The organism is Stenotrophomonas sp. 86428_Sma (assembly GCF_056481585.1).
In genome coordinates this window covers 3,701,071-3,721,616 of sequence record NZ_CM151156.1, presented here as the reverse complement: position 1 = coordinate 3,721,616, position 20,546 = coordinate 3,701,071, and the positions used below count along the sequence as shown (strand labels likewise).

At 67.7% G+C, this 20,546-nt stretch carries 17 protein-coding genes; 7 read left to right on the top strand and 10 right to left on the bottom strand.

The window, feature by feature from the left end; all coding sequences use genetic code 11:
* Positions 1-81: 81 nt before the first annotated feature.
* The 3 genes from ACZK3J_RS17140 to ACZK3J_RS17130 are packed head-to-tail and all read right to left on the bottom strand — an operon-like array spanning position 82 to position 1,873.
* Entirely contained in the window at positions 82-654 is a 573-nt protein-coding gene (locus ACZK3J_RS17140; RefSeq protein ID WP_010482754.1) for a YceI family protein, read from the bottom strand.
* Positions 655-657: 3 nt separating this feature from the next.
* Positions 658-1,230, bottom strand: coding sequence for a cytochrome b (locus ACZK3J_RS17135; protein WP_005410672.1), 573 nt, complete (start codon positions 1,228-1,230; stop codon positions 658-660).
* Between the two features lie 10 nt (positions 1,231-1,240).
* A complete protein-coding gene (locus ACZK3J_RS17130) occupies positions 1,241-1,873 on the bottom strand; it encodes a YceI family protein (protein ID WP_049461928.1) in 633 nt (210 codons plus the stop codon).
* A gap of 165 nt (positions 1,874-2,038) precedes the next feature.
* On the opposite strand from ACZK3J_RS17130, the gene ACZK3J_RS17125 reads away from it, so the two are divergent.
* On the top strand, positions 2,039-5,584 hold the full coding sequence (locus ACZK3J_RS17125) for a hybrid sensor histidine kinase/response regulator (RefSeq protein WP_478476097.1): 3,546 nt from the start codon (positions 2,039-2,041) through the stop codon (positions 5,582-5,584).
* 96 nt (positions 5,585-5,680) lie between these two features.
* Positions 5,681-9,208: a hybrid sensor histidine kinase/response regulator gene (locus tag ACZK3J_RS17120; protein WP_478476096.1), complete on the top strand. Its 3,528-nt coding sequence runs from the start codon at positions 5,681-5,683 to the stop codon at positions 9,206-9,208.
* Positions 9,209-9,826: 618 nt separating this feature from the next.
* Here the strand turns inward: ACZK3J_RS17120 and mdtD are convergent.
* From mdtD to ACZK3J_RS17095, 5 genes are all read right to left on the bottom strand, one after another.
* Positions 9,827-11,236, bottom strand: a complete 1,410-nt coding sequence (gene mdtD / locus ACZK3J_RS17115) for a multidrug transporter subunit MdtD (protein ID WP_010482759.1) — start codon at positions 11,234-11,236, stop codon at positions 9,827-9,829.
* 92 nt (positions 11,237-11,328) lie between these two features.
* Positions 11,329-12,411 carry a uroporphyrinogen decarboxylase gene (gene hemE, locus ACZK3J_RS17110; protein WP_478476095.1) on the bottom strand — a complete coding sequence of 361 codons (1,083 nt, stop codon included), beginning with the start codon at positions 12,409-12,411 and terminating at the stop codon, positions 11,329-11,331.
* Positions 12,412-12,440: 29 nt separating this feature from the next.
* Positions 12,441-12,680: a WGR domain-containing protein gene (locus tag ACZK3J_RS17105; protein WP_478476094.1), complete on the bottom strand. Its 240-nt coding sequence runs from the start codon at positions 12,678-12,680 to the stop codon at positions 12,441-12,443.
* Between the two features lie 143 nt (positions 12,681-12,823).
* Positions 12,824-13,936 carry a 3-dehydroquinate synthase gene (gene aroB, locus ACZK3J_RS17100; protein WP_149909227.1) on the bottom strand — a complete coding sequence of 371 codons (1,113 nt, stop codon included), beginning with the start codon at positions 13,934-13,936 and terminating at the stop codon, positions 12,824-12,826.
* Positions 13,933-14,475, bottom strand: coding sequence for a shikimate kinase (locus ACZK3J_RS17095; protein WP_134951195.1), 543 nt, complete (start codon positions 14,473-14,475; stop codon positions 13,933-13,935). Before ACZK3J_RS17095 ends, aroB begins: the two co-directional genes overlap by 4 nt.
* A gap of 99 nt (positions 14,476-14,574) precedes the next feature.
* Between ACZK3J_RS17095 and ACZK3J_RS17090 the strand changes: the two genes are divergently transcribed.
* Entirely contained in the window at positions 14,575-14,778 is a 204-nt protein-coding gene (locus ACZK3J_RS17090) for a dodecin family protein (protein WP_012511846.1), read from the top strand.
* A gap of 6 nt (positions 14,779-14,784) precedes the next feature.
* Here ACZK3J_RS17090 and ACZK3J_RS17085 read toward each other — a convergent pair whose 3' ends face one another.
* Positions 14,785-15,612 (bottom strand): kinase, encoded by an 828-nt coding sequence (locus ACZK3J_RS17085; RefSeq protein ID WP_478476093.1) that lies wholly within the window; start codon positions 15,610-15,612, stop codon positions 14,785-14,787.
* A gap of 40 nt (positions 15,613-15,652) precedes the next feature.
* Between ACZK3J_RS17085 and pdxH the strand changes: the two genes are divergently transcribed.
* On the top strand, positions 15,653-16,252 hold the full coding sequence (gene pdxH / locus ACZK3J_RS17080; RefSeq protein ID WP_478476092.1) for a pyridoxamine 5'-phosphate oxidase: 600 nt from the start codon (positions 15,653-15,655) through the stop codon (positions 16,250-16,252).
* Positions 16,253-16,261: 9 nt separating this feature from the next.
* Positions 16,262-16,609 (top strand): YqfO family protein, encoded by a 348-nt coding sequence (locus tag ACZK3J_RS17075; protein ID WP_478476091.1) that lies wholly within the window; start codon positions 16,262-16,264, stop codon positions 16,607-16,609.
* A gap of 78 nt (positions 16,610-16,687) precedes the next feature.
* Here ACZK3J_RS17075 and prpR read toward each other — a convergent pair whose 3' ends face one another.
* Entirely contained in the window at positions 16,688-18,271 is a 1,584-nt protein-coding gene (gene prpR, locus ACZK3J_RS17070; protein ID WP_277778662.1) for a propionate catabolism operon regulatory protein PrpR, read from the bottom strand.
* A gap of 153 nt (positions 18,272-18,424) precedes the next feature.
* Between prpR and prpB the strand changes: the two genes are divergently transcribed.
* The gene (gene prpB, locus ACZK3J_RS17065) at positions 18,425-19,318 is read left to right on the top strand and encodes a methylisocitrate lyase (RefSeq protein WP_049401429.1); all 894 of its coding nucleotides are present in this window, start codon (positions 18,425-18,427) and stop codon (positions 19,316-19,318) included.
* A gap of 36 nt (positions 19,319-19,354) precedes the next feature.
* Positions 19,355-20,512, top strand: coding sequence for a bifunctional 2-methylcitrate synthase/citrate synthase (prpC, locus tag ACZK3J_RS17060; protein ID WP_014038133.1), 1,158 nt, complete (start codon positions 19,355-19,357; stop codon positions 20,510-20,512).
* The last annotated feature ends 34 nt before the right edge of the window (positions 20,513-20,546 follow it).

Genomic DNA, 20,546 nt, shown 5'->3' with positions numbered 1-20,546 from the left:
ACCTGCCCGCATCGGTGAGGTTGCCGGCCAGCGGCCGGCACCACCGGAGATGATGGCCGGGGCGGTGCCCCGGCCCGTTGATCATTTCGCGTCGAACTTCACGATCGTGCTGATCGCGGTTTCGTCCGGGATGGTCTTGGTGTCGGCCCAGTCACCGCTGCCGACGCCGAAGTCCAGGCGCTTGACGGTGGCCTTGCCGGTCAACACCGGCTGGGTGCCCGGCTTCCAGGTGAAGGTGAGGGTGACCGGCTTGCTGACGCCGCGCAGCTCCAGCGTGCCGTCGGCGGCGAACTGGTCGTTGCCCACCGCACGGAAGCCCTTGGCGGTGTAACGCGCAGTGGCGAACTTGCCGACGTTGAAGAAGTCGGCGGTCTGCAGGGTCGAGTCGCGGTCGCTGTTGCCGCTCTTGGCACCGGCCAGCGGAATCACCACGTCCAGCGAACCGGCGGCCGGGTTGGCCGGGTCGAAGCTGAGCTTGGTGGCAAAGCCCGGGAAGCTGCCGGTGAACACTTCGCCGTCGTACTTGGTGGCGAACACCAGGATCGAGCCGGCGCCGGGGGCCTGGGCGTAGTCCGCGGCGAGCGCCGGGGCGGTGGCCAGCATGCCGGCCAGGGCGGCGGCCACGGCGGCCGGAGTGGTCAGTTTCAGGTTCATCGGTCAGTCCTTCTGAGGGGAGGCGAGCCAGCCGCGCGGCAACATGCGGGACAGCGTTGCATCGCGCTGGAACAGGTGGTGGTAGAAGGCAGCGCCGGCATGGGCCAGCACCACCGCGATCAACAGCCAGAAGCCGTATTCGTGGATGGCGTGGGACACCGCGACGACCTGCGGATCCGGGCCACTCAGTTTGGGCACATCAACCAGGCCGAACCAGCGGAACGGGCGCAGGCCACTGGCCGAGTCGTACAGCCAGCCCGACAGCGGGATGGCGAACATCAGCACATACAACAGCACGTGGGTGGCGCTGGCGATGCGCTCCTGCCAGCTGGGCACGCCCGGCACCGGCTTGGGGGCGCCGGCGTACAGGCGCCAGCCGAGGCGGAACAGCACCAGCGCCAGTACGGTGATGCCGATCGACTTGTGTGCGGTGTAGACCCAGAAGTACTTGGGCGTCTTGGGCAGTTCGCCCATGGTCAGGCCGACCACGCCCAGGGCGAGGATCAGCAGTGCGATCAACCAATGCAGGATCTGGCTGACACTCCCCCAGGCGGCGGGGGTGTTCTTGGCGGTCATGAAAGGTCCTCTAGCGGGCCGTCTTGGGGTCGGAGTGCGGAACGGGAGCGGGAGTTCCCGGGGCGTCGCTGCGGTCGAGGGTGGCTTCAGCCTCGATCCTCAGCTGTACTGCATCACCGATGACGCCCGGCCAGGCGGTGATGCCGAACGCGCGCCGGCTCAGCGTGGTGCTGGCGGAAAAACCGGCGGTGCGTCGGAACGGGGGGAGGGGGTAGCGCTTGATGGCGTTGAGGGTCACGTCCAGGGTGACTTCCTGGCTGACGCCGCGCAGGGTCAGGGTACCGATCACGTGGGCGCGCCTGGCATCGATCGGTTCGACCCGGCTGGAGACGAAATGTGCCTTCGGGAAACGCTCGCCATCCAGAAGGCTGCGGGCCAGCGTGGCCTGATTCCATTTGGCATCACCAAGGTCCAATCGCGACACGGGGACCTCGACATCCAGTGTGGCCTCGCGCCAGTTGTCGGGATCGAACTGCAGGCGGCCCTCACTGCCGGAGACCGTCCCCATCGCCTGCGAGTAACCCGCGTGGTCGATGGTGAACAGCACACGCGTATGCACCGGATCGAGGCGATAGGTATCTGCATCCGCCCAGGCGGGGGCGGTGGCGAGCAGCATCGGCAGCAGGGCCAGGCAGGGACGCATCGATGGCGGGCTCCGGAAGGGGGACGTTGCGATCATACGCACAGCCCCCCGCCAACGTTGCGTGCATGGCTGCAACAGTTCGTGGTGGGTCCACCGGTGGAAACAGGCTGTTGCAGCCATGAACCCGGCCCTGTGTGACAATCGGGACAGGACAGGGGGTTCAGGATGACGAGCGGTTGGCGCCTGTGGTGCCGAGGCATCGCGGGAATGGGGCTGCTGCTGATGGCGTTCGCCACGGCGGCCACGGCCCTCGACATGGCGGAAACACCGCGCCTGCGCCGTTTCGGTGCAGCTGAAGGCATGCCCTCGCGCATGGTGCTGGCGCTGGCCGAGGACCGCCAGGGCCATATCTGGGCGGCCACCGATGGTGGCCTGGTGCGCTATGACGGCGGCAACCTGCGGGTCTGGGAACATGATCCGGAGCAGCCGGGCTCGCTGCCCGGCAACGAGATCGAGACCCTGCTGGTCGATCCCCTGGACCGCGTCTGGGTCGGCATCAATGGCAAGGGCGTGGCCCGGCTGGATGCCGACCGCGAACGCTTCAAGACCTTCGATGCGGTCAACGGCCCCTGCATGAGCCAGTTCTGGACGCTGGCCTACGCCGAGGATGCACTGTGGATCGGCACCAGTGGCCATGGCGTCTGCCGTTTCGGTGAAGACGGCAGCCTGCGCTTCTTCGAGCATGATCCGGCCCGTCCTGGCGGGTTGCCCAGCAATACCATCTACAGCAGCCTCGTCGACGCGCAGGGGCGACTGTGGATCGGCACCGAGGCGGGCATTGCGCGCTGGAACGGGACTGGATTCGAGGCTGTCGCGCCGCGCGAACTGGGGGCGCTGAGTGTGTTGCGCCTGAGCCGCGACCCCGATGGCTCGATCTGGGCCGGCAGCCAGAATGACGGCCTCTACCGTATCGACGCGCAGGACCGGGTCAGCCGTCCGCGCTGGGCCGACAGTGCACACCTGCGTTCGGCACTGGTGCTGGCCGATCGCCAGGGCGGTTACTGGGCGGGCACCTCCGATGGCCTGTTGCGTGGAGATGCCAGCATGCTGCGGCGGCTCGACGGCGACCGCGGCAGTGGCTTCCTCACTGCCCAGAGCGGTGTGCTTGATCTGATGCAGGACCATGAGGGCGGATTGTGGGTGGCGCTGCTGACCCAGGGCCTGGCCTACCTGCCGCCGGACTGGCGCCGGTTTTCGATCTGGAACCAGCTTGACGGCAAGCCGCTGGACAGCCAGTACCTGCTGAGTGCAGCCAGTGATGGCCGGAATTACTACGTCGGCTCAGCGCATGGCGTGTACCAGCTGGACGTGCAGGGAGTACTGAAGTTGCTGGCCAGCGATCGCGAGATCGGCAGCGGGGCGGTGTGGTCGGTGCTGCCGCGGCCGGACGGGCGCCTGTGGCTGGGGCGTGCCGGCCGCATCAGCGTGTACGACCCGGCCACCCGCGCGCTGCACGATTGGCATATCGATGGGGGAGCCGATCTGCGCCAGCGCATCGATCTGATGCGGCAGGCCCCCGATGGCACGGTCTGGCTGTCGGTGATGAACCTGGGCCTGCAGCAGCGCAGCGCCGATGGCCGCGTGCTGCGTAGTTACCCGCTGGAGGATCTCCGCAAGACCGCCGATTCACCGGTTGAGCAGATCCGCTTTGATGCCCAGGGCAAGGCCTGGGTGATGGGCGACATGGGGATCTGGCGTGAACAGGCCGGGCGCTTCGAAGCGGTGCCGGGTGTTTCGCGCGGGCTGATCTACGATCTGGTGTGGGTGGATCCGCAGCAGCTGTGGCTGGCCCGGCAGGGCGCGCTGGAACGCTACCAATGGGATGGCATGAGCCTGCGCCTGATCCAGCGCATCGATGGCAGTGCTGGCGTGCCCTCGGTCAGCATGGGCGGACTGGCGCTTGCCGAAGACGGCCGCCTGTGGGCGACCACGCCACGTGGCCTGCTGCGGTGGGACCCGAAGACGCGCCGCCTGCAGCAGTTCAACGAACGCGATGGCCTGCCCGACGCCGAGTTCACCAGCAGGCCGCCGGCGGTGAATGCCGATGGTCGCGTGCTCGCGGTGGCCCAGACCGGCCTGGTCGTGTTCGATGTGAATGCTGCCGATGCGGTGCTGCCGCCGTCGTCGCTGGTGATCGCCGAGGTCCGCGTGCGGCGTGATGATGCCCGCGGCTGGCAACCGCTGCCGACCACCGGCACGCTGTTGCTGGGGCCGGATGATCGTGATCTGCAGATCGATGCGCGACTGCTTTCCTATGCCAATCCGCAGGGCAACCGTTACCGCTTCCGGGTGCAGGGCTACGACCAGAACTGGGTGGAGCAGGGTGGTGACGGCCAGCGCACGCTGTCGCGGCTGCCGACCGGCAGCTACGTCATTGAAGTCCAGGCGGCAACGGCCAGTGGCACGTGGACGCCTTCACAGCGGTTGCAGGTGAAGGTGCTGCCACCCTGGTGGCGCAGCGGCATGGCGATCTTCGGCTACCTGCTGATCGGCTCGCTGCTGCTGCTTATCCTGGTGTGGTCGATCCGTGCGCGCCTGCGCCGCCGCCAGCAATGGCAGTTGACCGTGCACAAGCAGCAACTGGCAGAGCAGGCCTCCCAGGCCAAGAGCCGGTTCCTGGCCACGCTGGGCCATGAGGTGCGCACGCCGATGACCGGTGTGCTCGGCATGAGCGAGTTGCTGCTGGCCACCCCGCTGGATGCGGTGCAGCGCAGCTATGCAGGCTCGATCCAGCAGGCTGGCAGCCACCTGCTGCGGCTGGTCAATGACGCACTGGATCTGGCCCGCATCGAGGCCGGCCGGCTGGAGCTCGACCTGCGCCCGTTCGATCTGGCTGGCCTGCTCGACCAGGTGCAGGCGTTGATGGAGCCGATGGCGAAGCAGCGCAACCTGGGGTTCCAGCGTGGGGGCGATCCGCCGGGGCCGATCAGCGTCAGCGGCGACGAGATGCGCGTGCGGCAGATCCTGCTCAACCTGCTGGGCAATGCAATCAAGTTCACCGAGCGCGGGCACGTCGGCCTGGCCGTGCGCCTGGAAGAGAACGGTGGCGGACTCTGCTTCGAAGTGCATGACACCGGCCCGGGCATCAACGCCGAGCAGCAGGACCGGCTGTTCCATCGCTTCGAACAGGCGGACGGCCCGCGCACCGCGTCGCGCTATGGCGGCAGCGGGTTGGGCCTGGCGATCTGCCAGGAGCTGGCCGTGGCCATGAACGGACGCATCGAAGTGGACAGCCAGCCGGGCAAGGGCGCGCGATTCCGGGTGTGGTTGCCGCTGCCCTGGATCCGGCAGGCCGCCAATGCGCCGGGCGAGTCGCCGGTGCTGCCGGTGCTGCCGCCGCTGCGCATCCTGCTGGTGGAAGATGACGCGACCGTGGCCGAGGTCATCGCCGGCCTGCTGCGTGGCCGTGGCCACGACGTGGTGCACGTGCTGCATGGCCTGGGCGCGCTTTCGGAGATTGCCACCGATGGTTTTGACGTGGGCCTGCTCGATCTCGATCTGCCCGCGCTGGACGGCACCGCCATCGCTCGCCAGCTGCGCACCATGGGCTATGAACTCCCCCTGGTGGCGGTCACCGCGCGCTCCGATGCCTACGCCGAGACCCAGGTCCTGGCGGCCGGGTTCGATGGCTTCCTGCGCAAGCCGGTGACCGGTGACATGCTGGTGACTGCCATTGCCCAGGCGCGCGCAAAACGACAAACCGCCCTTTGAATGCGCCAGCGCCGGGCGTGAACGGCGCGACTTTCGGTTTACCATGCCGACGCCCGTAGTGCGGGAATCATCAGAAGCAGCGTGAGGAGGCAATCGGTGGTGTATCTGCGGGCGGCGATGCTGCTGCTGGTCCTCCTGTGCTGCCTGTCGCCCGCTGCGGCGCAGCCGGTGCCACCGAGCCCGCGCCAGGTGACGGTGTTCGACGGCTTGCCGTCCAATACCGTGAACCGCATGGCCGAGGATCGTTACGGTTACCTCTGGATCGCCACCAACGACGGTCTGGCCCGCTACGACGGGCGCAACTACCGGATCTGGCGCTCGGAAGACGGCCTGCGCGACAACCGCATCTGGACGGTGCTGGTCGATGCCCGCAACCAGCTCTGGATCGGCACCGAGAACGCCGGTCTGGTGCGGATGTCGGCCGATCGCCGCCAGCTGCATTTCTACGACCGCAGCAGCCAGCCGTTGATGGGCACCAACACGGTCTGGAGCCTGGCCACCACGCCGGATGGTTCAGTCTGGTTCGGCACCCACGAAGGTGGTCTGTACCGCCTGGACAACCAGGACCGGCTGCAGCGCTTCCTGCCCGAAGCGAACAACCCACGCAGCCTGCCCGCCGCATCGGTGCCTTATCTGGCAACCCTGGCCGATGGCAGCCTGTGGATCGGCACCAAGCATGGTGTCGCGCGCTGGACCGGCACGGACTTTGAACGGGTTGGGGCCGGCATTGTTCCCAGCCTGCTGATCAATGGCCTGACGGCCGAGCCCGATGGCAGCCTCTGGATCAGCACGATGGCCGGTGCCATCGTGCGTCGTCCCGATGGTCGTTTCGAGGCACCGTCCTGGAAGCTGCCCGAAGGCGAACAGGTGCTGGGCATGATGCTGCGCGACGAGCAGGGCGGGCACTGGCTGGACACCCGCACCGGCCTTGGCCGCGCGGTCGATGGCCAGTACCAGGCCGTGCCGCTGTACAGCGCGGTGGCGCGTGGCCCGGTACGCCCGAACTGGACCGGCGCCTACGAGGATCGCGAGGGGGGCATCTGGCTGGCCAGCACCAACGCCGGCCTGTGGCACCTGCTGCCGCGCTGGTGGCAGTTCTCGGTGCTGTCGCGGCTGGAGGACGACCCGCGCTCGCTGCGCAATGCCTTCGTGCTGGGTACCAGCCCGTCCAGCAACGGCGGCATCTGGACGGTCGGCAGCCACGGCGCGCTGGACCGCTTCGATCCGAAGAGCGGCCGCATCGAACAGCACCGCACCTGGGGCAACGGCATGCACTGGCTGACCTCGGTGCGCGAGGATCGTCGCGGCCAGGTCTGGATCGGCTCCAACGACGCGCTGCTGCGCTACGACCCGAAGCGGCGTGATCTGCGCCGCTGGGGCCGGGATGCCGGCGCCGACGCGACCATGGAAGGGGTCATCGAATCGATGATGACCTGTGATGGTGACAGCCTCTGGCTGATGCTGCCGTCGGGTCTTCAGCAGCGCGATCTGGATGGGCGCCTGCGGCGCCAGCTGGACAATGGCCAGCGCGGATTGCAGCAGGGCCAGCTCAATCTCGATGTGGAATGCGGGCCGCAGGACCATATCTGGCTGGCCAGCAGCCGAGGCCTGCTGCAGTGGCTGCCGGAAAGCGAGCGCTTCCAGCCGGTGCCGGGCGCACCGGCGACCGCGATCCATGCACTGCACGTGGGCAGCGATGGCCAGGTCTGGCTGTCCGAGGATGGCCGCCTGTCGCGCTACCGCTGGAGCCAGGGCCGGCTGCAGCGGCAGGCCGTGATCGGTGCCGAGCAGGGCTACCCGGCGATCTCCGCTTCGGGGCTGGTGGTCGATGCACAGGGGGTGGCGTGGGCAACCAGCGCGCGTGGCTTGGTGCGCATCGGCGCCGATGGCCAGAGCGTGCGCCTGTATGGCGTGCATGACGGCCTGCCGAGCCAGGAATTCCGCGAGCACACGCTGGTGATGTCGGGAGACGGCCATCTGGTGGCGGGTACGCCGGCCGGTGTGGTGGTGTTCGACCCGGAGCAGGTGCGGCCCTCGATGCGGCGTGCGCCGCTGGTGATCGAGCGGGTGGAGGTGCGCCGCAACGAGCAGGTGCTGGACCTCACCCACGACACGCCGTTGCAGATCGCCGATGGCGACCGCGATCTGCGCATCGTCGCGCGCCTGTTGTCGTTCGCCGATTCGGCGTCCAATACCTATCGTTACCGGTTGGCCGGCTATGACCCGGACTGGGTGGAAGTGGGACCGGCCGGTGAGCGCCTGTTCTCGCGGCTGGCACCGGGCAGCTATCGGCTGGAAGTGCAGGCGCGGTCGGCCGACCATGTCTGGTCACGGGTGCAGAGCCTGGAATTCCGCGTGCAGCCACCGTGGTGGCGCAGCCTGTCCGGCCTGCTGGTGCTGGCCTCGTTCGCGCTGCTGCTGACCAGCTGGTTCGCCTGGCTGTACCGTCGCCGCCTGCAGCGTCGCCACGCCTATCAGCTGGCGCTGCACAAGCAGGAGCTGGCCGAGCAGGCGTCGGCGGCCAAGACCCGCTTCCTGGCCAACCTTGGTCATGAGATCCGCACGCCGATGACCGGTGTGCTCGGCATGAGCGAGCTGCTGCTGTCCTCACCGCTGGATCCGCAGCAGCGCGGCTATACACAATCAATCCGCCACGCCGGCGAGCACCTGCTGCATCTGGTCAACGATGCGCTGGACCTGGCGCGGATCGAATCGGGCCGTCTGGAGTTGCAGTCCAAGCCGTTCGCGCTGAGCTGCCTGCTGCAGGACCTGGCGGCGCTGATGGGCCCGTTGGCTGCACAGAAGGGCCTGCGCTTCACCCTCGACAACCAGTTGCCGCCCGGCCTGCAGGCCACCGGCGACGCGATGCGGGTACGGCAGATCCTGCTGAACCTGCTTTCGAATGCGGTCAAGTTCACCAGCCGCGGCACCATCACCCTGCACGCGCGCAGCGACGCCGAGCTGCGATCGCTGCATTTCGAAGTGCGCGACACCGGCCCCGGCATCAGCCAGGAGCAACAGCAACGCCTGTTCCGCCGCTTCGAGCAGGCCGATGGTGCACGTACCGCGGCGCAGTACGGCGGCAGTGGCCTGGGCCTGGCGATCTGCCGCGAACTGGCGCATGCGATGCAGGGGCGGATCCAGGTGGAGAGCCAGCTCGGTCGCGGCACCTGCTTCGGCGTGACGTTGCCGTTGCCGATGGTGGTCGATGCCGATGCCGAAGCAGATGGTGAAACGCACCGCGAGGACGCGGCCAACATGCCGCCATTGCGGGTACTGCTGGTGGAGGACGACGCGACTGTGGCCGATGTGGTACGCGGGCTGCTGAGTGCGCGCGGGCACGAGGTGGTACATGCGGGCCATGCGCTGGCGGCACTGCGTGAGATCAGTGCCGGTGATTTCGACGTCGGCCTGCTGGATCTCGACCTGCCGGGCCTGAGCGGCTTCGAGCTGGCCCAGCATCTGCGCAACCAGGGCTACATGCTGCCACTGCTGGCGGTGACCGCACGTACCGACCCGGACCTGCAGCAGCAGGTGGAGGCGGCCGGCATCGGTGGCTTCCTGCGCAAGCCGGTGACCGGGGAACTGCTGGTGGAAGCGATTGCCAGGGTGATGGGAAGGTAGGGATTACTGCAGGGCTTGCAGCCCTGCACCTGCAGAAGCAACGTCAACGTCAAAAGCGTGCAATCCGTGGGATGGCGGGGTGGGTCCGGTTGCGGGGGACGCTGCAAGTACGTCCATGTAAGCTCGGTCGCCGCTTGCTCGTGTGCGCTGTCCTGCGCACACGGCAAGACCGGGGTTGGGCCTCCTGCCCAACTCGCCCGAGGCATGCCTCGGGCCCATGCGGCTCACGCCCCCACAACCGAACCCACCCCGCCTTCGACAGTTTTCCGCGATCTGTCGGAGCACGGGGTCGGATCCCGTTGGCGCGCAACGGGCTCTGACCCCAATCTGGAATTCGATATCTGACAGATGTGTCGACCAAGGTCGACACCTACCAACAACCGCGCGTTCCAACAGTCGCCGTTACCCACAGCCGCGTGAACCTGTCAGAGGTGGGGCGGTGTGGGCTTGCAGGACCGTTGGCGCCATGGATGGCGCCATCGAGCCCCCATGGACGGGTTTACGGCGTGTCCTGCAAGCCCACACTGCCCCGCCATCCCACGGAATGCTCGCTGTTGCTGTTGCTGTTGCTTCGGGTTGGGCCTCTGCGGGTGCAGGGTGCAACCCTGCCGAACCCCCTCACTCCGCGACGTGCTCGACCTGCCGTGGCTCCGGCTTGGTGTCCGGCAGCTGCCAGAAGATCATCGTCGAGGTCAGGGTGATCGCGCCCACGCACAGGAACGTCGCATGCAGTGCCGCGGTGGCGCTGTTGCTGTCCAGGTGATTGCCGAACGCGGCCAGCAGGCTGCCGGCCGCCGCGGCACCGAAACCGGCGGCGAGCATCATCACCATTGACAGCAGGCTGTTGCCGGAACTGGCGAACTCGCGATCCAGATCACGCAGCGTCACGGTGTTCATCACGGTGAACTGCAGGGAATTGACCGCGCCGAAGAACGCCAGCTGCAGCAGGCGCCAGGCCAGGTGCTGGCCGGGTGTCATCAGGATGAAGCTGGCCATCGCCAGGCCCACCAGCACGGTGTTGACCATCAGCACGCGGCGGTAGCCGTAGCGCTCGACCAGCTTCACCGCCAGCTTCTTCGACACCATGCCGGCCGCCGCCACCGGCACCATCATCAGGCCGGCGTTCATCGGGCCCAGGCCCAGGCCGACCTGCAGCAGCAACGGGATCAGCATCGGCATGGCGCTGCTGCCGATGCGCGAGAACAGGTTGCCAAGGATGCCGATGCGGTAGCTGGGCACGCGGAACAGGGCCAGCGAGAACAAGGGCGCGGTGGAGTTGGCGGCATGCAGCCAGTAACCGACCAGTGCGGCCAGGCCGGCCACGGTCATCAGCATCACCAGCGCATGTGGCGTACCGAGCCCGGAGATGCCGTCCAGCGCCAGCGACAGCACCACCATCGCAAAGGCCAGCATGATGTAGCCGCGCAGGTCGAAACGGGTGCGATGGCTGGCGTAGTGGTCGGGCATGATCTTCATCGCGGCGATGAAGCCGATCACGCCGATTGGCAGGTTGATCAGGAACACCCAGTGCCACGATGCGATCTCGACCAGCCAGCCACCCAACGTGGGGCCGATCAACGGGCCGACCAGTGCCGGAATGGCGATGAAGCTCATCGCGCGCAGGAAATCCTCACGCGGCACCGAACGCATCACTGCCAGGCGTCCGACCGGCAGCAGCATCGCACCGCCGATACCCTGCAGCACACGTGCCCCAACCAGCTGGTGCAGGTGCTGGGCCAGCGCGCAGGCCAGCGAGCCGAGGGTGAACAGGATGATCGCTACCAGGAAGGTACGACGCGTGCCGTAGCGGTCGGCAATCCAGCCGGAGGCAGGGATGAAAGTGGCCACCGCCAGCGCGTAGCTGAACACCACCGACTGCATCTGCAGCGGGCTTTCGCCCAGGCTGGCCGCCATCGCCGGCAAGGCCGTGTTGACGATGGTCGAGTCCAGCATCTGCATGAAGATCGCCAACGAAACCAGCCACAGCAGGGGGCGCTGGCGGTTGTAGGTCGATGGCGATGTGGACATGGGGTGCGGCCGGTGCAGCGTGGGGGACGCCATGATCGCGCACTGCGGGTCACGGCGCGATCAACATCGCGCCGCAACCGCATGGGCATTGTTCAGCGCTGGCTGTGCGCGTGCACCGCGTCGACCAGCACCTGCACGTGCGCCGGGTCCATGTCCGGCGACATGCCGTGGCCGAGGTTGAACACATGGCCCTCGCGCGAACCACCGTTGCCGGCGGCATAGGTGTCGAGCACGCGTGCTGCAGCGGCGGCGATCGCATCCGGCGAGGCGTACAGGGTGGTCGGGTCGAGGTTGCCCTGCAGGGCGACGCGGCCGCCGGTGCGGCGCATCGCCTCGTCCAGATCCAGCGTCCAGTCCAGGCCCAGCGCATCGGCACCGGTCTGCGACAGCGCTTCCAGATGCAGGCCGGTGCCCTTGCCGAACAGGATCAGCGGGGTGCGCTCGTTGCCTTCGCCGCGCTCCAGGCCCTCGGCAATCCGCTGCAGGTAGCGCAGCGAGAACTCGCGGTACATCGACGGCGACAGCACGCCACCCCAGGTATCGAATACCTGCAGCGCCTGTGCACCGGCCGCGCGCTGCGCGCCGAGATAGGCGATCACCGCCTCGGTGGTGACCTCCAGCAGGCGGTGCAGGGCCTGCGGATGGTTCAGTGCCATCGCCTTGATCCGCGCGAAGTCCTTGCTGCCGCCGCCTTCCACCATGTAGCAGGCCAGCGTCCACGGGCTGCCGGAGAAACCGATCAGCGGCACCTGGCCGTCCAGCTCATGGCGGATCAGGCGCACCGCGTCCATCACGTAGCCCAGGTCCTGTTCCATGTCCGGCACCGCCAGCCTGGCGATGGCCGCTTCATCACGCACCGGGTGGCGGAACTTCGGGCCTTCGCCTTCGACGAAGTACAGCTCCAGGCCCATCGCATCGGGAATGGTGAGGATGTCCGAGAACAGGATGGCCGCATCCAGCGGGAAGCGGCGCAGCGGCTGCAGGGTAACCTCGCAGGCAATCTCCGGATTCTTGGCCATGGCCAGGAAGCTGCCGGCCTTGGCCCGGGTCGCGCGGTATTCCGGCAGGTAGCGTCCGGCCTGGCGCATCAGCCAGACGGGGGTGCAGTCCACCGGTTCGCGGCGCAGGGCGCGCAGCAGGCGATCGTTGCGGAGAGGGCTGGTCACGATGAGCATTCCTTGGACGAAAGTGGGCAGCGGCGCAGTCAGTCGCCGTGCGGAAGAATCTGGAAGCCGCGATGCAGTTCGGCATCACGGGCCTTCTCGAAGGCATGGCGGGCTTCGTCGGCCTGCAGGAACAGCTCGCGCCGCAGCTGCGAGCGGCTGCCGACGCGGCCGCTCTCGCGCAGCAGTTCCCAGCCGCCGAACAGATCCGGCTGCAGGCTCAGGCGCAGGAAGCGCGGTGCCTGCGCACCGGCGTCGGGATGTTGCAGGTAGACGTGCATGGCGCCGATTGTAGCGGGGCCAGGGTGACCCCGGCCGCAACGCGGTCGTACCGGCCGTTGGCCGGCAACGTCATGAGCGGGGAAGCCGGCCAGCGGCCGGCACTACCAGGCTGCGCGGCAGGATTGCCGGCCAGCGGCCGGCACTACCGGACCGACAGCACCTTCAGCACCGCCGCCTCATCCACGTCCGGCACCACTTCGGCGCGGCCCATGCCACGCCACAGCACCAGGCGCAGGCGGCCGGCCACGTTCTTCTTGTCCAGCCGCATGCGGCCGAGCAGGGCCTGCGGGTCCAGCCCCGCCGGGATCGCCACCGGCAGGCCGAGGCGTTCCAGCAGTGCCTGCAGGCGCACGCGGTCGGCATCGTCGGCCAGGCCCAGGTCGGTGGACAGCGTTGCCGCCAGCACCATGCCCACCGCCACCGCTTCGCCGTGGTTCAGCGCATCGCGGCCCGGGGCCGAGTAGCCCTGTTCGGTCTCGATGGCATGGCCGAAGGTATGGCCGAGGTTGAGCAGGGCACGCTCGCCCTTCTCGAACGGATCACGCTCGACGATGGCGGCCTTGTGCCGGCAGCTGCGCGCGATGGCTTCGGACAGTACCGCATCCTCGCCGGCCAGCAGTGCATCGGCATGCTGCTGCAGCCATTCGAAGAACACTGCATCGCCCAGCGCGCCGTACTTCACCACTTCGGCCAGGCCGGCGCGCAGCTCGCGCGGCGGCAGGGTGGTCAGTACGCGGGTATCGGCGATCACCGCGCGCGGCGGATGGAACGCGCCGACCAGGTTCTTGCCGGCCGGAATGTCGACCGCGGTCTTGCCGCCCACCGATGAATCAACCATCGCCAACAGGGTGGTCGGCAGCTGCACGCAGTCCACGCCGCGCATCCAGCAGGCGGCGGCGAAACCGGCGAGGTCACCGACCACGCCGCCGCCGAGGGCGAACACGCAGGCGTCGCGGGTGGCGCCGAGCGCGGCCAGCGCTTCGATCGCACGACCGAATTCGGCCAGGGTCTTGGAGGCTTCGCCGGCGGCCAGCACGTGCTCGCCGACGATCAGGTCGGGGCGTGCGGCCAGCAGCGTCTGCTTCACGGCTGCCAGGTAGCGCGGAGCCACTTCGCTGTCGCTGAGCAGCAGCACGTGGCGGCCGCGCACATGCGAGGCCAGCGCGGTGCCGTCGGCCTGGGCACCAGCGCCGATGGTGATGGAGTAGGGGCGGTCGCCGCCAACGGCGACCTGCAGCAGGGCGGGGGAAGTCATGCGGTCAGGTCCTGGCGCTGCCATTGCGTGGCCAGCTTGACCACCAGGTGGGCGGTCGCGTCGGCAGCGGTATACGGGTCGGTATCAAGGGTGAGGTCGGCCAGTTCGCGGTACAGCGGGTCGCGGTGAGCAGCCAGATCGTGCAGCACCTGCTCGCGGTCCGGGCGCTGCAGCAGTGGCCTGCCTTTGTCGCGGGCCAGGCGTTCCAGCTGCGCGGCCACGCTGACCCGCAGGTAGACCACGAAGCCGCGCCGGGCGATCAGCGCACGGTTGTCCGGATCCAGTACGGCGCCGCCACCGGTGGAGACCAGCTGGCCGCGGCCTTCCAGCACACGGGCCAAGGCTTCGCGCTCATGGCTGCGGAAGCCGGTTTCACCCGAGTGCTCGAAGATGGTCGGGATGCTGGCGCCGGCGGCATCGACGATGGCCTGGTCGACATCGACGAAGTCCAGCGTGAAGCGCTCGGCCAGGCGGCGGCCGATGCAAGTTTTACCGGCGCCCATCGGGCCGATCAGGATCAGGTTCGGAGCAGGATTCATGCCCCTCTGATCCTAACACCTCCGTGCCTTGGCCTTTACGTTCTTCACGTCACGGTGTGGGTTCCTGCGGGGTTTCCCGCGCCTGACGGAGCAGCAGCCATGACGGTCGCCAAGGTCATCGAAATCAATGCGTCCTCGCCCAAGAGCGTGGAGGATGCCGTGCGCAGTGGCTTGAAGAAGGTGTCCGGGACGGTCAAGGGCATCCAGGGCGCCTGGATCAACGAAACCAAGGTGGTGACCGATGGCAACGGCGAAATCACCGAATGGCGGGTCAATCTGCGGGTGACCTTCCTGGTGGAATAGGCGTGCTCAGCGTACGTCCTGCACCTGGCGCTGGCCGTCCAGCACCACCACGTGGTCGGCCAGGGCGGGCAGGGCGCGCAGTGCCTGCCGGCTGACCCGCTCGTAGTACTGCACAAAGCGCTCCAGCTGTGGCCGGCTCATGCCGTGCCGGCCCGGCTGCGCGGCCTGCAGGTTCTGCTCCTGCTGCCAGCGCCAGCGTGGTACCACCGAGAAATCCGGCGGCTGCAGGAACCACAGGCGGTCGCAGCGCTGCCACAACGCCGGGTAGTCGCGGGCCAGCGCCTGGTTGCACCAGCGGCGCCAACGGCCATCGGCGTCGGCCTCGCGCTCCAGTGCGTTCAGCGGGCTGTCCAGTGCGTTGTCATCCTGCGCCGGTGTGCCGAGGAACCAGCCTTCGAACACCAGCAGGTCCAATGGCTGCTGCAGCTGCGGCCACTGAGCCTCGGGCAGGCGTTCATCGGCCAGCTTGTCGAATCGTGGCATCGCGAAGGGCTGGAGTGCGGCCACCGCGTCCAGCACGGCGTGGGCCAGCGGCAGGTCGTGGGTGCCGGGCGGCCCGCGGGTGATCAGCAGCGGATGCACCTGGCGGGCCAGTCGCTGGCGCTGCGCACGGGTGAGGTAGACGTCATCGATCGACAGCGTGGCCGCGTTCAGGCCGCGTGCCTGGGCGCGCGCCACCACCTGCGCGGCCAGCGTCGATTTGCCGCTCCCCTGCAGGCCGCTGATCGCCAATACTGGAATCGCTGCACCGCTGCCCAGCGCATCATCCAGCGCCTGTTCGGCCAATGTTTCGGGGAATCCTTTCACCTGGAGCATATACGCAGCAGCGGCCATGAAGCCACAATAGCCCAATCCGTGTGAGAAGAACGCAATCATGAGCGACCTGTACACCGAAGCCCTGTCCACGTTTGCCGGCCTGTTCGACGAGGCCAAGCAGAGCCGCGAGGTCGAGCCGAATGCGATGACCGTGGCCACCGCCGATACGCAGGGCCGTCCCTCGGCGCGTACCGTGCTGCTGAAGGCCTTCGACGAGCGTGGCTTCGTCTTCTATACCCACCTGGACAGCCACAAGGGCCAGGAGCTGCAGGCCAATCCGCAGGCCGCGCTGCTGTTCCTGTGGCGCAGCCTGCGCGAGGCCGGCATCCAGGTGCGCATCGAAGGCCGTGTCGAGCAGGTTGCCGATGCCGAGGCCGACGCCTATTTCGCCAGCCGCCCGCGCATGAGCCAGATCGGCGCCTGGGCCTCGCAGCAGTCGAAGACGCTGGCGACGCGCGAGGAATTCGACGCGCGCGTGGCCGAGATCGAAGCCCGCTTCGAGGGCAAGGACGTGCCGCGCCCGGACGGCTGGAGTGGCCTGCGGGTGGTGCCCGATCGCATCGAGTTCTGGTACGGCGCGCAGTTCCGCCTGCACGAACGCTGGTGCTATGAAGCCGGTGCCGAAGGGCGCTGGAGCAAGCGCCTGCTGTACCCGTAAGGCAACCTGATGCAACGCCTGCCGCTGTACCGTGTGGTGGTGTTCGTGCCGTCGGCAGCACTGGATGCAGTGAAGCAGGGCATCCTCGCGGTGGACGCGCTGGCGGCCGGCGACTACGAGCACGGGATGTGGTGGTCGGCGCCGGGGTTCGAGCAGTTCCGCCCGCGCGTGGGTGCGTCGCCCGTGCAGGGTGAGGCGGGTCGCACCGAAGTGGTCGACAGCGTGCGCCTGGAATTCTGCCTGCCACGCGACGCGCAGCGGCTGCAGCGCGTCTTCGAACAGGGCATCGTGTCGCATCACCCGTGGCAGGTGCCGGTGGTGCAGGTGGAGGAAATCGAGCTGCTGCTGGCCAGGTAGATCCACGCCATGCGTGGATGAGATGCTTGACGGAAGAGCGGTGCGAACCAAGGTTCGCACCCACCAGGCAACGAGTGGTTACAACCCCTCCGCGCGCAGCCAGCGCCATAGCGTGGTGCGTGAGACGCCCAGCGCCTGCGCCATCCCCTCGCGATCATTGCGGTGTTCCTGCAACAGCGTTTCCAACTGCGCACGCGGTGGGCGCTTGCCGTTGCTTTCCACCGGCAATGCTGCAATGCCCTCATTCACAAGTTCGGGCGCCAGCTGCAGCAGGCGCGCCGCATCGATCAGCCCTTCGCCCGGCTGCCAGTGGATGCGCAGACGATCCACCAGATTGCGCAGTTCGCGCACGTTGCCTGGCCACCTGGCGGCGGTCAGTATCGCCAGCGCATCCTCATCCAGGGGGGCATCGATGCCGCGCAGCTGGCGGAAGAAGTGCTGTGCCAGCAAGGGGATATCCGCGCGCCGCGCACGCAGCGGCGGAAGGGCGATGCGCAGCGCGGCCAGGCGGTAATACAGGTCGCGCCGGAAGCTGCCGGCTGCCGCGCGCTGTTCCAGCGACTGCAGGGTGGCGGCCACCACGCGCAGGTCCACCGGGGTCGGTTCGGTGGCGCCGACACGCAGTACCTCGCGTTCTTCCAGCACGCGCAGCAGGCGGGTCTGCAGCGGTAGCGGCAGTTCGCCGATCTCATCCAGGAACAGCGTACCGCCGTCTGCGGCTTCGACCAGGCCGACACGGCCGCCACGGCGTGCGCCGGTGAAGGCGCCGTCGCTGTAACCGAACAGTTCCGCCTCCAGCAGCGATTCGCTGATCGCGCCGCAGTTCAGTGCCACGAAGCGTCCACGGCGGCCGCTGGCGGCGTGCAGCTGCCGCGCGACCAGTTCCTTGCCGGTGCCGGTTTCGCCGCTGACCAGCACGGTGCTGTCATGTGGGGCGTAGAGCGCGATCTGCGCGCGCACCCGCGCCATCGCGTCGCTGTCGCCGAGCAGTTCATGCGCATCGGCACGCGCTGCCGGGCGCCGGCGTGGGCTAGGCCGATTGCCACTGGAACGTGCCAGGGTCTGGGTCAGTTCCAGCGCATGTTCGAACGCCTGCCGCACCGAGTCGGCCGAATACAGCAGCACGCCGGGCAGGCCGGCCTGTTCGGCGTGGTCGATGGCCATCCCGGTGCCGACGATCACTTCGATGCCGTTGGCGCGCAGATCGGCGATGCAGTCGCGCGCATCCTCGCGGGTTACGAAACGGCGATGCTCGATATCCAGGCCGAAACTCTGCTGGAAGTTGCTGAACACCGGCACGTCGCTGGCGTGGGTGACCAGGCCGATGCGGCTGGCGATGCGGCGGGCACGGGCCAGTGCTTCCATCAGGTCGAAGCCGTTGGCCTGGATCGGCACCAGTGGCAGCTCCAACCGGCCGCGCAGCCAGGCGGCGTTGGAGCCGCCGGCAATCACCACATCGCAATGCTCGCGGCGCAGGCGCTGGCCGATCACCTCCACCGCTTCCTCGAAGCCGAGGTTGATCTGTTCGATGCGCGCGCGGCGGTCGAACTCGGGAATGACGTCGCCGAGCAGGCCGGTCAGCCGCGAGACGCTGACCGTCCAGATCACCGGGCGGCCGGGGTCGGCATCGGCATGGCGCAGGGGCGAGCGGGGCAGGTACATGGCGGCGGGTTCAGACGGGGTATTTCATGATACATCTGTTTCAATGTTTCATTTGTTTCGCGGTTGCGTGTCGGTCATCCCCGTGAAATCAATCGCTTGCAGCTTGGCATGGTGCTTGCGCCTACCCATCCGTTCTTCAACCTGGATTGCCGCATGACCGCTTCCGCCCCTTTCTCCGCCGGTGCCCGCTTCCGTGAGGCGCTGGCTGCCGAATCGCCGCTGCAGGTGATCGGCGCGATCAACGCCAACCACGCCCTGCTGGCCAAGCGCGCCGGCTTCCGTGCCATCTACCTGTCGGGCGGCGGCGTTGCCGCAGGCTCGCTGGGCCTGCCGGACCTGGGCATCAATACCCTGGAAGACGTGCTGGTGGACGTGCGCCGCATCACCGATGTCTGCGATCTGCCGCTGATGGTCGACATCGACACCGGCTTTGGCCCGAGCGCGTTCAACATCGCGCGCACCGTGAAATCGCTGATCAAGGCCGGCGCGGCCGCCTGCCACATCGAGGACCAGGTCGGCGCCAAGCGTTGCGGTCACCGCCCGGGCAAGGAGATCGTCTCGCAGGGTGAAATGGTCGACCGGGTGAAGGCGGCCGCCGATGCCAAGACCGATCCGGACTTCTTCCTGATCGCGCGCACCGACGCCATCCAGGTGGACGGCGTGGACAAGGCTATCGAGCGCGCCATCGCCTGTGTCGAGGCCGGTGCCGATGGCATCTTCGCCGAGGCTGCCTACGACCTGGACACCTACCGCCGCTTCGTCGACGCGGTGAAGGTGCCGGTGCTGGCCAACATCACCGAATTCGGCGCCACCCCGCTGTTCAGCCGCGATGAACTGGCCTCGGCAGGCGTCGCGATCCAGCTGTTCCCGCTGTCGGCGTTCCGTGCCGCCAACAAGGCCGCCGAGAACGTCTACCAGGCGGTGCGCCGCGATGGCCACCAGCGCAACGTGGTGGACACCATGCAGACCCGCGAAGAACTCTACGACCGCATCGGCTACCACGCGTTCGAGCAACAGCTCGATGCACTGTTCGCCGCCAAGAAATAAGCAGTACCCTGCACCATCAAGTTTTCGGAGGGAAACATGAACGATACGACCGCAACCCCGACCTTCAAGCCGAAGAAGTCCGTCGCCCTGTCCGGCACCGCCGCCGGCAACACCGCGCTGTGCAGCGTGGGCCGTAGTGGCAACGATCTGCACTACCGTGGCTACGACATCCTGGACCTGGCCAACACCAGCGAGTTCGAGGAAATCGCCTACCTGCTGGTGCACGGCAAGCTGCCGACCCGCGCCGAGCTGGTTTCGTACAAGGCCAAGCTGAAGTCGCTGCGCGGCATTCCGGCAGCAGTGAAGGCGGCGCTGGAAGAACTGCCGCCGTCGGCACACCCGATGGACGTGATGCGCACCGGCGTGTCCGTGCTCGGCTGCGTGGCGCCGGAGAAGGACGACCACAACCATCCGGGCGCGCGCGACATCGCCGACAAGCTGATGGCCTGCCTCGGTTCGATGCTGCTGTACTGGTACCACTGGAGCCACAACGGCCGCGCCATCGACGTGGAAACCGACGATGACTCGATCGGTGGCCACTTCCTGCACCTGCTGCACGGCGAGAAGCCGCAGGAATCGTGGGTGAAGGCGATGCACACCTCGCTGATCCTGTACGCCGAGCACGAGTTCAACGCCTCGACCTTCACCTGCCGCGTCATCGCCGGTACCGGCAGCGACATGTACAGCGCGATCTGCGGTGGCATCGGCGCGCTGCGCGGCCCGAAGCACGGCGGCGCCAACGAAGTGGCGTTCGAAGTGCAGAAGCGCTACGACAACCCGGATGAAGCTGAGGAAGACATCAAGGCTCGCGTCGAGCGCAAGGAAGTGGTGATCGGTTTCGGCCACCCGGTCTACACCGTCTCCGATCCGCGCAACAAGGTGATCAAGGACGTGGCCCGCGAGCTGTCCGAAGAACAGTCCAGCATGAAGATGTACGACATCGCCGAGCGCCTGGAATCGGTGATGTGGGACATCAAGAAGATGTTCCCGAACCTGGACTGGTTCAGTGCCGTCAGCTACCACATGATGGGCGTGCCGACCGCGATGTTCACCCCGCTGTTCGTGATCGCCCGCACCGCCGGCTGGAGCGCGCACATCGTCGAGCAGCGCATCGACGGCAAGATCATCCGCCCGAGCGCCAACTACATCGGTCCGGAAGACCGCGACTTCGTCGCCATCGACAAGCGCGTCTGATCCCCCTGCTGTACCCATCCGGCCGGCCCCGTGC